The 12,785-nt window shown below is 38.7% G+C and carries 17 protein-coding genes; 2 read left to right on the top strand and 15 right to left on the bottom strand.

Features of this window, described 5'->3' with window-relative positions; genetic code table 11:
- The first annotated feature begins 252 nt into the window (after window positions 1-252).
- Window positions 253-924 (top strand): DUF4197 family protein, encoded by a 672-nt coding sequence (locus BUA72_RS07080; protein WP_047451703.1) that lies wholly within the window; start codon window positions 253-255, stop codon window positions 922-924.
- A gap of 40 nt (window positions 925-964) precedes the next feature.
- On the top strand, window positions 965-1,270 hold the full coding sequence (locus tag BUA72_RS07075) for a DUF493 family protein (protein ID WP_047451706.1): 306 nt from the start codon (window positions 965-967) through the stop codon (window positions 1,268-1,270).
- A gap of 41 nt (window positions 1,271-1,311) precedes the next feature.
- Here the strand turns inward: BUA72_RS07075 and BUA72_RS07070 are convergent, their stop codons facing one another.
- The 15 genes from BUA72_RS07070 to BUA72_RS07000 all read right to left on the bottom strand — a co-directional run bounded on the left by BUA72_RS07070 (window position 1,312) and on the right by BUA72_RS07000 (window position 12,770).
- Window positions 1,312-1,662, bottom strand: a complete 351-nt coding sequence (locus BUA72_RS07070) for an ArsC/Spx/MgsR family protein (protein WP_034724977.1) — start codon at window positions 1,660-1,662, stop codon at window positions 1,312-1,314.
- Between the two features lie 86 nt (window positions 1,663-1,748).
- A complete protein-coding gene (locus BUA72_RS07065) occupies window positions 1,749-2,363 on the bottom strand; it encodes a deoxynucleoside kinase (RefSeq protein ID WP_034724975.1) in 615 nt (204 codons plus the stop codon).
- A 29-nt stretch (window positions 2,364-2,392) separates the two neighbouring features.
- Window positions 2,393-3,355, bottom strand: coding sequence for a hypothetical protein (locus BUA72_RS07060; RefSeq protein ID WP_072922333.1), 963 nt, complete (start codon window positions 3,353-3,355; stop codon window positions 2,393-2,395).
- Window positions 3,356-3,434: 79 nt separating this feature from the next.
- Window positions 3,435-4,460, bottom strand: a complete 1,026-nt coding sequence (locus BUA72_RS07055; protein ID WP_072922515.1) for a glutaminyl-peptide cyclotransferase — start codon at window positions 4,458-4,460, stop codon at window positions 3,435-3,437.
- Window positions 4,461-4,559: 99 nt separating this feature from the next.
- On the bottom strand, window positions 4,560-5,582 hold the full coding sequence (locus BUA72_RS07050) for a glutaminyl-peptide cyclotransferase (protein ID WP_072922332.1): 1,023 nt from the start codon (window positions 5,580-5,582) through the stop codon (window positions 4,560-4,562).
- Between the two features lie 35 nt (window positions 5,583-5,617).
- Window positions 5,618-5,995, bottom strand: a complete 378-nt coding sequence (locus tag BUA72_RS07045; RefSeq protein ID WP_072922331.1) for a bleomycin resistance protein — start codon at window positions 5,993-5,995, stop codon at window positions 5,618-5,620.
- Window positions 5,992-6,501 carry a GNAT family N-acetyltransferase gene (locus tag BUA72_RS07040; RefSeq protein WP_072922330.1) on the bottom strand — a complete coding sequence of 170 codons (510 nt, stop codon included), beginning with the start codon at window positions 6,499-6,501 and terminating at the stop codon, window positions 5,992-5,994. Before BUA72_RS07040 ends, BUA72_RS07045 begins: the two co-directional genes overlap by 4 nt.
- Window positions 6,502-6,506: 5 nt before the next feature.
- Entirely contained in the window at window positions 6,507-6,932 is a 426-nt protein-coding gene (locus tag BUA72_RS07035; RefSeq protein ID WP_072922329.1) for an SRPBCC family protein, read from the bottom strand.
- Window positions 6,933-6,953: 21 nt separating this feature from the next.
- Window positions 6,954-8,567 carry a Na+/H+ antiporter gene (locus tag BUA72_RS07030; protein ID WP_047451715.1) on the bottom strand — a complete coding sequence of 538 codons (1,614 nt, stop codon included), beginning with the start codon at window positions 8,565-8,567 and terminating at the stop codon, window positions 6,954-6,956.
- 284 nt (window positions 8,568-8,851) lie between these two features.
- Window positions 8,852-9,856, bottom strand: a complete 1,005-nt coding sequence (locus tag BUA72_RS07025) for a bestrophin family protein (RefSeq protein ID WP_072922328.1) — start codon at window positions 9,854-9,856, stop codon at window positions 8,852-8,854.
- A gap of 91 nt (window positions 9,857-9,947) precedes the next feature.
- A complete protein-coding gene (locus BUA72_RS07020; protein ID WP_052202370.1) occupies window positions 9,948-10,625 on the bottom strand; it encodes a DUF2490 domain-containing protein in 678 nt (225 codons plus the stop codon).
- Window positions 10,626-10,750: 125 nt separating this feature from the next.
- Entirely contained in the window at window positions 10,751-11,143 is a 393-nt protein-coding gene (locus BUA72_RS07015) for a DUF1398 domain-containing protein (protein ID WP_072922327.1), read from the bottom strand.
- 215 nt (window positions 11,144-11,358) lie between these two features.
- Window positions 11,359-11,808 (bottom strand): VOC family protein, encoded by a 450-nt coding sequence (locus BUA72_RS07010; protein WP_034724962.1) that lies wholly within the window; start codon window positions 11,806-11,808, stop codon window positions 11,359-11,361.
- 38 nt (window positions 11,809-11,846) lie between these two features.
- Window positions 11,847-12,389: an SRPBCC family protein gene (locus tag BUA72_RS07005; protein WP_072922326.1), complete on the bottom strand. Its 543-nt coding sequence runs from the start codon at window positions 12,387-12,389 to the stop codon at window positions 11,847-11,849.
- A 9-nt stretch (window positions 12,390-12,398) separates the two neighbouring features.
- A complete protein-coding gene (locus BUA72_RS07000) occupies window positions 12,399-12,770 on the bottom strand; it encodes a VOC family protein (RefSeq protein ID WP_047451726.1) in 372 nt (123 codons plus the stop codon).
- Window positions 12,771-12,785: the final 15 nt, after the last annotated feature.

The raw sequence follows: 12,785 nt of genomic DNA, 5'->3' as shown, positions 1-12,785 counted from the left end.
AAAAAACGAACATTGTTAACATATCTTAAAAATTTAAAAAAACCAAACAAATATTAAACGGAAGGCCACATAATACCTATTTAAACAGATTAAATTACATTATAAGTTTGAATTTATGATAAAATACCCAATTAAAATTATTGCATTTTTAGCAGAAAATTCACCAAATACGCAACAGGAATTTAATATTTTGTTAATACGGGAATAGTATTTACCTTTGGCGCAATATTTGAGAAAATAAGAAAAAGATCAATGAAAAAATACATCATAACGGCAGCTCTGTTAATCGGAACCGGAACATTGGTTCTGACAACGGTACAATCATGCCAAACCATGGCTACCACGGACCTGGGTCTATCGATCATTAAAAAAGTTTTACTTAACGGTATTGATAAAGGAATGGGGATCTACAGCAATAAAGAAGCCTTCCTTCAGAACAATATGGTGGACAAAGCGCTTCCAAAAGAGCTTAGAGACATTAATTCCACGCTTGAAAAGATTGCTCCGTCCTTAGTAGCCAAAGAGAGAGATTTTATCGCTCAGGCAGCTGCGTATACGGTTAATCTTTCAAAACCTATTCTGCAGGATGCAGTTAACAGTCTAAATGCTCAGGATGTTACAAGAATCATCCAAGGAACTACGGCAACGCAAATCTTAAAGGAAAAAACCTCTCAGCAGCTTATAGCAGCCATCGCTCCTAAAGTGGATGAGAAACTGAACGAATATGGCATTGCAAAAACCATCAATACCGCACTTTCCGGGAACAATCTTTTGGGAAGCCTTCTTGGAGGAAGCAGCAGCAATGTAAATACCGGAGGATTAAGCAAACTGGCCTCAGAACAATTGGTCAACGGGCTGTTCAATATCATTGAAGATTACGAACACCAGAATTCAAAAGCCCTGCTTGGGCCTCTTGGAAAATAGAAAAATTTTCGCTATATTTATATATAATTTAACAAGGCAGATGGACATATTACAAGGAAACCAACACGCAAACCAGGAGGATTTTTACAGTTCTCTGAAGGAAAAACTGGAAGGTCACCATGACTTTCCGGAAGATTATTTATTTAAATTTATCATTCCTACAGACGAGGCGAAACTTACAGAAATTTACAAAGTTTTCGATGGCATTAAATTTACATTAGGAAACCGCGAAAGCAAAAATGGAAAGTACACAGCCTGCAATATCAACGCGTTCGTTCTGGATGCAGATCAGGTAGTGAATATTTATAAAGACGTGGCTAAAATAGAAGGCGTTATTCTATTGTAGAAAATAAAAAAGTCAGCTTTCGCTGACTTTTTTTATGCTTATTATTTTTCAATAAAGAATTTCACGTTTTCAATAGGTCTTCCCAGCATGGCTACAGATCCTTTGATCAGGATAGGCCTTTGGATCAGGGAAGGATTTTCAGACAGGATTTTAATCCACTCTTCTTCAGAATAATTTTTGTCGGCATATTGTTCCGTATACAGCTTATCTGTTTTTCGGATCATATGAAATACGCTCTGATTCAGCTTTTTCAGGACTGTTTTAATCTCCAGGACGCTTAATGGATCTTCTACGATGTTGATGATCTCAAAAGGCACCCCATTCTCGTCCAGATACTCCAGAACAGCATTGGATTTCGAGCAACTTCCGTTATGTAAAACCTTAACCATCATATTATAATCATTTAAAAAATTAAACTCTCTTCTCAAATTTAGGAAGAAATGAATTGAAAGCCGTCTTAAATTCTGATAAAAATTTGTTAAAACAGACCATTCAGCTCTGCTTCGATCTTTTCAAGGATAAATCCGAAATCTTCAGGCTTTTCTACAAAGTCAAGGTCATCTACTTCAATCACAAGAAGCTTGCCTTCTGTGTAATCTGAGATCCATTTTTCATATTTCTGGTTCAGTTTGGAAAGGTATTCGATACTGATGGATGCTTCGTATTCTCTTCCCCTTTTGTAAATCTTTTTCACAAGGTTCGGAACATCAGATTTTAAATAAATTAAAAGATCCGGTGCAGAAACAAATGATTTCATCAGGCCGAAAACAGAAATATAGTTCTTGAAATCCCTGTCCGAAAGAAGCTTCATATCGTTCAGGTTTTCTGCGAAAATATGGGCATCTTCATAGATGGTACGGTCCTGAATAATATTTTTGCCACTTTCTCTGATCTCCTTTACCTGGCGGAATCTGCTTCCTAAAAAGTAGATCTGCAGCGCAAAGCTCCATTTGCTCATGTCCGCATAAAAATCTTCCAGATAAGGGTTATGGTCTACATCTTCAAACTGTGCATCCCATCCGTAATGCTTGGCAAGCATCGTGGTCAAAGTGGTTTTTCCTGCTCCAATATTTCCTGTAACTGCAATATGCATTCTTCTAAGTATTTTTTTAATTAATTTGACTAAACTCCAGTGGCCTGAACTTCGGAAGTATCTTCTATCAGCTTCTGCAAAGTAGGGTCTGCAGCTTTTTCTTCAGATTCCTTCTTCTCGTCAGTTTTTGTCCCTTCTTCCCCCGCCGGTTTTTCAGATGATGGTTCTGTGACCGGTGTCGGAGTCGGCTTGGTTTCTGGCTCTGTCTGCAGTTTAGTTTCCTTTATTTTTTCTAAGTTGTAAAGATAGAGTTTGTTCGCTTTGATTTCAAAATAAGAAAGGATGTTTTTATCCACAATTTGTGCGTCCTTATCTTCAAAAATCTTCACCATCCCTTTTTCGGGATCGTATTTCAGAATCGAGTTGTCTGCAACGACCAAAACAACATCATTTTCCCTTCTGAAACGTTTTCCGTTTTCCAGTGGCGCTTCAAAAAGTTTTTCGAATTTCAGCGAAAAGACTCTGATATGTTTTCTGGTTAAAATATAGACTTTCGTTTCAAAGACCAGCAGATCCATCATATCATCAAAACTGACGTCAAAAGGATAAGAATTGATGGTGGTGTCGTTCCTGAAATTGTACTGGATAAGGCGTTTTGTGCTGTCATCCAGAAGCCAGAGCTGCTGAAGATCTTCCGCATACGCCATTTTGATAAATCCGAATTTCTGTTTGAAATCAATCTTTTGAATCTCGTTCATATTCTGATCCACAAATTTCATTTCCTGGGCATTTTCTGAGAATAAGGCCAGACTCAGAGGATTCTGTACCGACTGTACTTTGTAAGGAACTGTCAGCATCATTTTCCCGAGCTGTTTCCCCAGGGAATCATATTTCGTAAAGCTGAAATCTTTGTTTTTGTAGATGTACAGGTTTCCGTAATCGTCTGCCAGCATATCTTTGGCTTCCTTCAGTTTCAGGGTGTCTAAAGGAAGGGCTTTCTGCGCATTTACTGTGCAGAAAAGGAAGATGAATATGATATAAAGTAGTCTCAAAATCTATTTTGGTAAAGATAACTTTCCTGTGCGGAACGTCAGCAATTTACATCCTTTTATTTGAATTTTAAACATTGAATTATTTAACGGAAATTTCATAAATTTTTGCCCAGTTTTTTCCTGTTACCAGCATATTATTTCCTTTAAAAGCAATTCCGTTTAAAACATGTTCACTGTTCCCCTGATCATTCTCAGCAGTCAGTTTTTTAAAATCAAACTTACCCACGGCTTCTCCAGTCGCAGGATTGATCTTTAAAATAATAGGGTTATGCCATACATTGGAATATATAAAACCGTCATGGTATTCCAGTTCATTAAGCTTATCATAGGTTTCAGTATGTCCCGCAACGGCAAGTGTTCTGACGACTTTTGAAGGGTAGTTGACATCCAGAAAGTAAAGATTTTTCGAGCCATCGGTAGCGACAAGATTTTTACCGTCATAAGTCAATCCCCAGCCTTCACCAATACTATTGGGTAAAGGAAACTGAGAGATTTTTTTCAATGAGTTTTTATCGTAAATAAACCCTATTTTATTTTTATAGGTCAGCTGATATATTTTATCCCCGACAATCGCACAGCCTTCGGAAAAAACGTCTGCCGGCTGTTTTTCAGTAATCGAGGGAGTCGCTGAACCTAGAGTATATTTTATTAGTTGGGAAGAACCGTCCAGCCCGTCGCTTTCGTAAACGGTATTGCCTTCCATAAGAAATCCTTCCACAAAATTATTCGGATCGTGAGGATAGTCTGCAATGATATTATAGGAAATATTCTGCTCAGGGTTTTTCGCGAAAACATTGATGGTTGCATCCTGGTTTAAAGTTTCTCCACTTTTGGTCTTAATGATCAGCGTCACTTCATTATCTCCTAATGTGAAAAATTTAGGATCTACCTTCAGATTGGAAGTTTCATTATCGCCAAAACTGATGGTAATGGTTTCTGCATTGTCCGTCACTTCTTTCGGAAAACTAAGCTGATCTCCGAAATGATAGCCTTTTGCCTCTTTTGAATTATTGTAGTCAGCCAGAGAGTCAAGCATTTTCTCATTGTTATTGCATGATGACAGCAGGAAAATGACCGCTAAACCAGCTATGATATTTCTTTTCAGTGAATTCTTAATCATCCGTCAAAAATAGTAAATTTTTAGTCCATACATGAAAATAGCGCTCCTAAGGAACGCTATATTTTTATAAAATCTTTATTCAGATTATTTGATCTGAACTTCATAGATTTTCGGCCAGTTTTTACCGGTTACGAGCATATTGTCGCCTTTGAAAGTAATTCCGTTCAGTACATCATCACTTCCTTTGGTATTCTGTTTTGCGATATCTGTAAAGTCAAATGTACCTACTACTTCTCCCGTTGCCGGATTGATCTTTAACACGACAGGTTTCTGCCATACGTTCGCATAGATAAATCCATTGTGGTATTCCAGTTCGTTCAGCTGGTCGTAGATCTGAGAACTTCCCGCTACAGCTACGTATTTGATTAGTTTTGAAGGATCATTAGCATCCAGGAAATATAAAAGCTTGCTTCCGTCTGATGCGATCAGGTTTTCCCCGTCATATGTCAATCCCCAACCTTCACCTAAAACATTCGGATAAGCGAATTCTGAAAGCAGTTTCAAAGTGCTTTTGTCATAGATATACCCTTTTTTGCTCTGCCATGTCAGCTGATACACTTTATCGCCAACGATGGTACTTCCTTCAGAGAAATCTTCCTGAGCCTGCTTGGTAGAAGCGAGAGGAGTCGTAGTTCCCAATGTATATTTCAGGATCTGGGAAGAACCGTTCTGTCCGTCACTTTCATAAATGGTATTGCCTTCGATCTGGAAACCCTGTACGAAATTTTTTGGATCGTGAGGATATTCTGCAATAATCTGGTAGGCGATATTTTTCTCAGGATTTTTCGCAAATACGTTGATGGTTGCATCCTGATTAAGGACTTTCCCGCCTTTTGTTTTGATGTTAAAAGTAACGGCATTGTCACCTAATGTAAAGAATTTGGGATCAACTGTCAAACTTGAAGTTTCCTTGTCTCCAAAACTGATGCTGATGCTTTCTGCATTCTCCGTTACCTCTTTCGGAAGTTCAAGTTTATCACCGAAGTGATAGCCTTTTTCTACCATTGTATTATTATATTCATTCAGCGTGTTCAGGATCTTTTCATCTTTGTTACAAGACGCCAACATCAAAACCACCGCTAAACCAACTATTATATTCTTTTTCATTGAATTTCTAAATATTTCCCCAAAAATAGCAAAATTTATTCCGTATTGCCAATATTATCCACAGGTTGGCCAAATTGTAACAGATAGCCGTTGTTATCATAGATAGCAAACTCCCTCATTTCCCATTCAAAAGTCTCGATTTCGTAGCAGACTTTCGCCTTTGTTTTAAGATCTTCCCAAAGGTCATCTACATCATCTACGTTAAAATAAAATGAGCCTGTAAAGCCTATTCCATTAGGTTTCTCATAATCATTCTGAGAAAGCATGATCTGTACATCATCTTTTTTAAGGGAAGCCCACTGCCATTCATCATTTCTTCCCATCAAAGTAAAACCAAGGATCTGGGTATAAAATCCTATTGTTTCATCCATATTATCAGTCCAGAGTATGGGACGGAGTGCTGAGTAGGTCATATGTTACCAGATTTAAAAGTGTTTTTACTGATTTTCATATTAATGGAAAGCCACAACTCGTTATCGATACTGACTTCGCTCATCACGTCCGGATCAATTTCAAAACCTACTTTTTTATAGCATTCAATGGCTCCCTTGTTCCAGTCGTATACATTAAGTTCGGCAGTTTCTTTATCAAAATGATGGAAGCCGTATTGCAGAAGTTCCTGTACAATTTTCTTTCCGTAGCCCTTTCCTCTGGTGTTCTCATCCCATAACAGAATTCTTCCGAGAAGAAAAGTTTCTTCTTTTAAAAAGATCTGGGCGTGGCCAATTGCTTTCTGTTCTGCTGTATCAACAACCCTGAACAAAAACCGGTTTTCATTCTCCAGGTCACTTTCCAGCTGTTCTTTCGTAAATGGAAAATGATAGGCAGGGCCGGCAAACTGTAGAAGTTCTCTTTTGTCTTTTATGGTAGCGATCAGTTCAGAAGCATCTTCTGCTTTAAAAATATGCAGCTCGATCATATCTTTTATTTTTCTAAATATTCTTTCAAACTCTGCCCGATAATAGACTTCCACCCTTCTGTAAAACTTGCTCTGGAAAAAGTTTCTCCCAGACCATCAAAACCTTCAATATTCTCATGAGTCAGTGTTACAAGTGTTCCATCATCATCCGGCTGAAGTTCCCAGGTCACTATAGTCACAGCATCTGAAAATTCAGGATAGGCCCAACTGTGTTTTAGCTTTTTGTTGGGAATGATTTCTAAAATACGGCCGCGGTGAAGGTATTTTCCTCCATCACAGGATTCATAGAAGTCAAACTCTTTTCCCAATTCCAAGTCGAAATCCCGGATCGTAAAGTACCAGGATTTCATTTCGTTTTTATCCGTCAATGCTTTCCATATTTTGTCTGTCGGTGCATTGAATTTGTACTGAACAGTGATCGGTGTATTCATAGTTTCAGGTTTAATTAAGACTTAACTGTGCGAAAATCCAGTGATCTTTGCTTCATCAAAATCCAGCTGCATTTCTATAGATCTCATGACATGATCATCAAATATCTTCTCCCTTTTCATCCGGTGCAGTTCATTTCGCTGAGCCTGGATGATCTGGCGGAGGACATCTTTATTTTCATTGATCGCATTCACATAATCTCCTGTGGAAGCCATACACTGGGCCTTATCTGCCATAAGCATCATTTCTGTTTCCAGTTTGTGTTTCTGATGGCGTACCAACGTATTCGTAACGGCAAGCTCGGAAAAATCATTTTCCATTTTGTGTAATGCTGTTTCTTTAAGTTTACGCATCAGGATTACTTCCTGTTTTTCTTCAGGCAATTCGCTTCCGGCATCATCTATTTTCAGCCATTTTAAGATCGGAGTCAGAAGAAGTCCCTGTCCTACCAGCGTGATTAAAATGATAACGAAAGTTACGAATAAAATGATATTTCGATGCGGAAAAGCATCTCCATTCGGTAAAAATGCAGGAATGGAAAGTGCAGCAGCCAGTGAAACCACTCCTCTCATCGCGGCAAAACTGATGATAAAAGGTTCCCGCCAGTCCGGTTTCGGAATTTTTAATCTTAATTCTTTCGAGCAGAGTCTTGGGAAATACATCACGGCATAACTGTACAGTAATCTGGTGAGAATAATCGCACCCCCGATCACTACACTGTAAAAAATCCCTTCTGAAATGGTATAATCTTTCATCGCAGCAACCACTACCGGAAGCTCAAGACCAATAAGAATAAAGATGATAGTATTCATCAGGAATATGAGCACGCTCCACACATTTCCGGACTGTATCCTCGAGGTATGACTCAAATAGCAATGCGAATTATAAGACATCAAAAGTCCTCCCGCAACGACCGCCAGTACTCCCGAAAAATGGAAATGCTCAGCACCCACATACATGATGTAAGGAACGATCAGCGTAATCACGGTGTCAATATTCGAGTTGGACGGAATAATTCTTAGCAAAGCTCCAAATAAAAGCCCTGTAGCAACACCGATCACTACTCCACCCACAGCCATCATAAAGAAATCCTGAATAGCATCTCTCCAGATAAACTGCCCTGAAATTACAGCCGCCAAAGCAAATTTAAATACAATTAAACTAGAAGCATCATTAATCAAACTTTCACCTTCAAGGATGCTGGTGATCTTTTTAGGAATCTTCATATGTTTCAACACTGAAGTAGCCGCTACTGCATCCGGTGGTGAATTGACGCCACCCAGCAGGAATCCCATTGCAATGGTAAGTCCCGGAATAATGGAAGATGAAAGGTAGGCTACGACAATCGAAGTCAGAAAGACCAGCCCGAAAGCCATGGAAAAGATCTGCTTTCTCCATTTATGAAAATCCTGCCACGACGTAAACCATGCCGCTTCAAATAAAATCGGAGGAAGAAAGATAAGAAATACGAGATCAGGCTCTATTTCAATATGCGGCATTCCCGGAATAAGGCTGATCGCGAGACCGGCAATCACCAGGAAGATGGGATAAGCTACTTTCAGCTTTTGCCCTATCATCACCAATATCATCACAGACAACAGGACTGCAATGGATATTATAACATAACTGTGAATCATTTTGAGTTGTTTTTTTAAGTTGTTTTTTTGAGTTTGAAATTGGCTAAATGCAGAGTAATAAAGTTCTACTACGTTCTAGCTGTTTTCTTTTGTTGGTTTATCGCAAAGGCGCAAGGTTTTTAAACTTTATGAATATTTAAGGCGCAAGAAAATCGAAGATTTTCAGCTATGATTTTTTTCTTTTTTATCCTTTTATCTTTTCTAAACCTTATAGGTTTTAGAAACCTATAAGGTTGGATTTTTATCTAAAGAACACAGCCTTTACCTTTACCTTTACCTTTACCTTAAAGCACAATATTATTCTTTGGAGTAATGGCTGGCGGAAGATCGGATTCATCCAGCATATCTCTCATATCAATCTCTATAGTACGGCTGATCTGGGTGATCGGTACGTCATTCGGACTGCCTTCAAAAGGGTTTACAGATGCTTCCCCTACACTGTCGAGTGTATGGAAACACCACGTTACCATTAGTGAAAACGGAATATTGAACCATAATGTCCAGCCTTCCAGAACGGTTCCTTCTCCTAGTTTATCCAGCTCTTTCAATAATCCAAAAGGGACAAAAAGAATGAACAGCAATAATAAATAGGTGGTGATCGATGAAAAGTTTCTTGGATATGGAAAATTCTTGATCCTTTCCGCTTTCCCCTGATCATCTGTAAATTTGACCAGCTGCTGATTGATCTGTGTCCATTGAAAATCGTTGATATCTCCTCTGGCATAGGCTTCAGCCAATTCTTTGCTCTGGCTTGCCATCAGCTGAGTTGCTCTGTTTTTTTTGCTTAAAATGTATTGAAGTTCTGTTTCGGAAAGATATTTTTTCAGTTCATCATCCAGCTGGGTCAGCCGCTCCGGAATATCGTATTTCTTAGAATATTCGTCATATTGTGCCGTTCCCATATTCTCCCAGGTTCTTGGCTCACGAAGCTGAAAACGAAGGGCGGTAAGCCATGCATAATGACGGTGAAACATCTCTTTTACCTTTTTCGGATCCTTATTGGAAAGGGCATCTCTTAAAACATATCCGAAACTACGGCTGTCATTAATAATGGCTCCGTAAATCTGTCTGGCTTCCCAAAGTCTGCTGTAACTCGCATTGTTTTTAAAACCTACGATAAAAGCGACGGCTGTTCCTAAAATAGCGATCGGCTGCCATGGAACGGAAACAAATTTCCATCCTAAAAAATATAAAACTGTAGGTATGGCCGATAATACCGTGAGTACATAAATACTGCGTCTCGTCCAAACGGCGAATTCTACCGCTCCAAATCTCTTCCCTGAATGCATATGTGTTTATTTATTTTGTGATCTGTTGATTATCTTGTCTAAACTAACAGTTTTTTTTCATCATCATCGCATCCGGCAAAGGCTGTCAGTATTAATTTTTATTAAAAGGAATATTATTATAAAACCCGATCTGAATCTGCCCGCGGTTCTTGTTTTCCTGAATCTGATTCATGTAACCCGCTTCTATCCTCATGTTTTTATTGATAACATATCCTAAAGCTCCGTAGACTCTGTTCCTGTCGAAAACGGGACTGTCAAAACTTAAGAAAGTCTCGTTATACACCGAAGCATAAAGCGATTTCGGGAGCATTTCCTTTTGGGTGATCGGAATATTCAGCCCGATCATATACCGGAATCTCATCCTGAAATCATCCTGCAGAAAACGTTCTTCCAGACGGTATCTGTGCTGCAGATTAAAACGTCCGAATTTCTGTTTGGTGATAAACTGCTGGAAGATCCTGTGCTCTATATTCTCCTTTTTTTCTCCGTTTACATAAGGCTGGCTTAAAATAAAACCGTACCCCAGCAAAACATTATTGTTATTTTCAGTCAGGTCATACCCGATTCCCGTACGGATCAATAATTGTTCAAGGTCTCCTACTGCATCAAAGTTACGGTACTGGATTTCGTTGTGGAGATTCAGCTTCTTGCTGATCTTATTATTTCCGAAATACATATACCACGCTCCCAAATCATTTTTCTGCGCATAGGCTGCTATTGACCCCAGACTCAATACTGTAAACGCCAGCTTCGTAAAGACCTTTCTCATAATTACCAATTACTATTATCTATCGTGCAGAACAAAATTAATAATTTAAATCAATAATTGCAAACAATATAATATTTTAAACTAGAGACTGGAAGCTTTACGCAGTAAGCAATAGACCGTATGTATTAGCCGGGGATTTGTTCTACCAGGATTTCATTGCCATCTGTATCAAAATAGGTACAGGTCATTTCATTAAGATCCATTTTCCAGCCTTCTACACCGTTTTCTGCGCAGTCGTTGCAGAATGTAAGATAATCTGTTCCGCCCTGCTGGTGAAGCTTTAATCTTGTTTTAAACTGGTCCAGGTTTACAATTTTTGAAACGGTAAGGTGATCGTACTTTCTTCCTGTTTGCGCCGTTTCGTTTTCTGTATCAAAATACTGGGTATTCCCATCCGCTACAGAAACCGTATAATCTGCAACGCCAAGATTCTTTATGGCCTGGATGTATGCGGGAAAATCTGCTCCGCTTTTTACTTTCTGATGTTCTGCTTTAATTTGTTCAATAGTAAATTTCATATCTGTTTTTTTTATGCCGGAGGTTGTAAACTTTAAGCAGTAAGATTTATTTTCACGCTAATCCCTAATCCCTAATCCCTCTCACCTGTTACCTATCATCTGCCACCTCTCCCCAAATTTAAAAATTTTCGGAATGCAAATGTATCATAAAATAAAAACCGGCAGATCCATCCGCCGGTTAGTTTTAACTATATTTCGTATACAAAATATACATCTTAAGGATGCTGCTGCATTTTGGCAGGATCATCGTAATTAACCATCCAGTTGATTCCGAATTTATCCGTAAACATTCCGAAATAAGCTCCCCAGAAAGTATCTGCCAATGCCATGGTTACCTGTCCTCCCGCAGAAAGCCCATTGAATAACTGATTGGCTTCTTCTTTAGATTCTGCATTGATGGAAATAGCAAAATTATTCCCTTCTTTCAACTGAGATGACCATTCTCCGGCAGTATCGCTACCCATTAAGATGGTTTCTTTTGAAATAGGAAGAGAAACGTGCATGATTTTGTTTTTGTCTTCTTCCGAAGTTTCTTTGCCTTCCATTGGAGGCATTTCCCCGAAAGTTCCGATGTAAGGATATTCTCCTCCGAAAACTGATTTGTAGAAATCGAATGCTTCTCTGCAGTTTCCATTAAATGTTAAATAAACGTTTACTGATGCCATGATTGTTTTTTTATGAGTTAAGTTTTAATGAGTTTCTTTTAAGATTTCTCAGATAATTCTTTTAATCTGGAAAGTCCTTTCTGGTAATCTTTTCCAATAGCATCTTCCATATTCATAAACAATTTCATTACCGTGAACGGATAAGGTATTTTTGATGTAAATCCCCATGTCGTCTTGCTTCCGTTTCCTTCCGGAACGATTTTCACAAAGGCATTGGCTTCACTTTTATAAGGGGTTAAAAACAGGAGTTCCGTATCAATTCTTTTGCCTGCTTCATCTATTTTTTTCACTTCCTGACAGCCTTTTCCGGCCGCATCTTTCTGACTGTCCCAGCATACTTTTTCACCAGGCTGTCCGGTGGTTCCGGTCCAGTCTTTTTTCATGGCAGGATCCAGGTCGTTCCAAGGGCTCCACTGATCCATTGCTTTTAATGTATTGGTCTGCTGCCACACTTTTTCAACCGGAGCATTAATGGTGATTGATTTCTCATACACACAGTCTCCTGAGATAAAAGCGGCCACCACCATCCATAGAATCAGGATAGAAGCCAAAACGAGAATAATTTTCTTTAATATTTTCATGAGTTAGGATTATCTGTGTTGGTCTATTAAAATCATGTTTCCGTCCGGATCTTTCAGGAAGATATGTTCGGGTCCTGAAGTGCTTTCGTCTGCTGCTTTCTCAAGTTCCACGCCGTTTTCCTTTAAATGTTTCTGAATATCGCGTACATCATCAAAAGATTCCAGATTCTGGGCATTTTCGTCCCATCCCGGATTGAATGTCAGCATATTTCCGTCGAACATCGCCTGAAATAAACCTACCAGCGTACTTCCGTTTTTCATGATCAGATAATTCTGCTCCATTTTACCGGCCATCACAGAGAAACCCAGTTTTTCATAAAAATCTTTAGACTTCTGAAGATCCTTGACACTTAAACTGATTGAAAATGCTCCTAATTTCATATGTATTTTTGATTT

Source organism: Chryseobacterium sp. OV279, assembly GCF_900128945.1.
Classification (GTDB): Bacteria; Bacteroidota; Bacteroidia; order Flavobacteriales; family Weeksellaceae; genus Chryseobacterium.
The sequence above is the reverse complement of the archived record's forward strand: the minus strand, read 5'-3'. Positions and strand labels throughout refer to the sequence as shown.

Bases quoted from the DNA above. Each gene is read 5' to 3' on its own strand.
- BUA72_RS07080 (WP_047451703.1), top strand. From the start codon at position 253: ATGAAAAAATACATCATAACGGCAGCTCTGTTAATCGGAACCGGAACA.
- BUA72_RS07075 (WP_047451706.1), top strand. From the start codon at position 965: ATGGACATATTACAAGGAAACCAACACGCAAACCAGGAGGATTTTTAC.
- BUA72_RS07070 (WP_034724977.1), bottom strand. From the start codon at position 1,662: ATGATGGTTAAGGTTTTACATAACGGAAGTTGCTCGAAATCCAATGCT.
- BUA72_RS07065 (WP_034724975.1), bottom strand. From the start codon at position 2,363: ATGCATATTGCAGTTACAGGAAATATTGGAGCAGGAAAAACCACTTTG.
- BUA72_RS07050 (WP_072922332.1), bottom strand. From the start codon at position 5,582: ATGAAAAAGAATATAATAGTTGGTTTAGCGGTGGTTTTGATGTTGGCG.
- BUA72_RS07045 (WP_072922331.1), bottom strand. From the start codon at position 5,995: ATGACCTACTCAGCACTCCGTCCCATACTCTGGACTGATAATATGGAT.
- BUA72_RS07040 (WP_072922330.1), bottom strand. From the start codon at position 6,501: ATGATCGAGCTGCATATTTTTAAAGCAGAAGATGCTTCTGAACTGATC.
- BUA72_RS07035 (WP_072922329.1), bottom strand. From the start codon at position 6,932: ATGAATACACCGATCACTGTTCAGTACAAATTCAATGCACCGACAGAC.
- BUA72_RS07030 (WP_047451715.1), bottom strand. From the start codon at position 8,567: ATGATTCACAGTTATGTTATAATATCCATTGCAGTCCTGTTGTCTGTG.
- BUA72_RS07025 (WP_072922328.1), bottom strand. From the start codon at position 9,856: ATGCATTCAGGGAAGAGATTTGGAGCGGTAGAATTCGCCGTTTGGACG.
- BUA72_RS07020 (WP_052202370.1), bottom strand. From the start codon at position 10,625: ATGAGAAAGGTCTTTACGAAGCTGGCGTTTACAGTATTGAGTCTGGGG.
- BUA72_RS07015 (WP_072922327.1), bottom strand. From the start codon at position 11,143: ATGAAATTTACTATTGAACAAATTAAAGCAGAACATCAGAAAGTAAAA.
- BUA72_RS07010 (WP_034724962.1), bottom strand. From the start codon at position 11,808: ATGGCATCAGTAAACGTTTATTTAACATTTAATGGAAACTGCAGAGAA.
- BUA72_RS07005 (WP_072922326.1), bottom strand. From the start codon at position 12,389: ATGAAAATATTAAAGAAAATTATTCTCGTTTTGGCTTCTATCCTGATT.
- BUA72_RS07000 (WP_047451726.1), bottom strand. From the start codon at position 12,770: ATGAAATTAGGAGCATTTTCAATCAGTTTAAGTGTCAAGGATCTTCAG.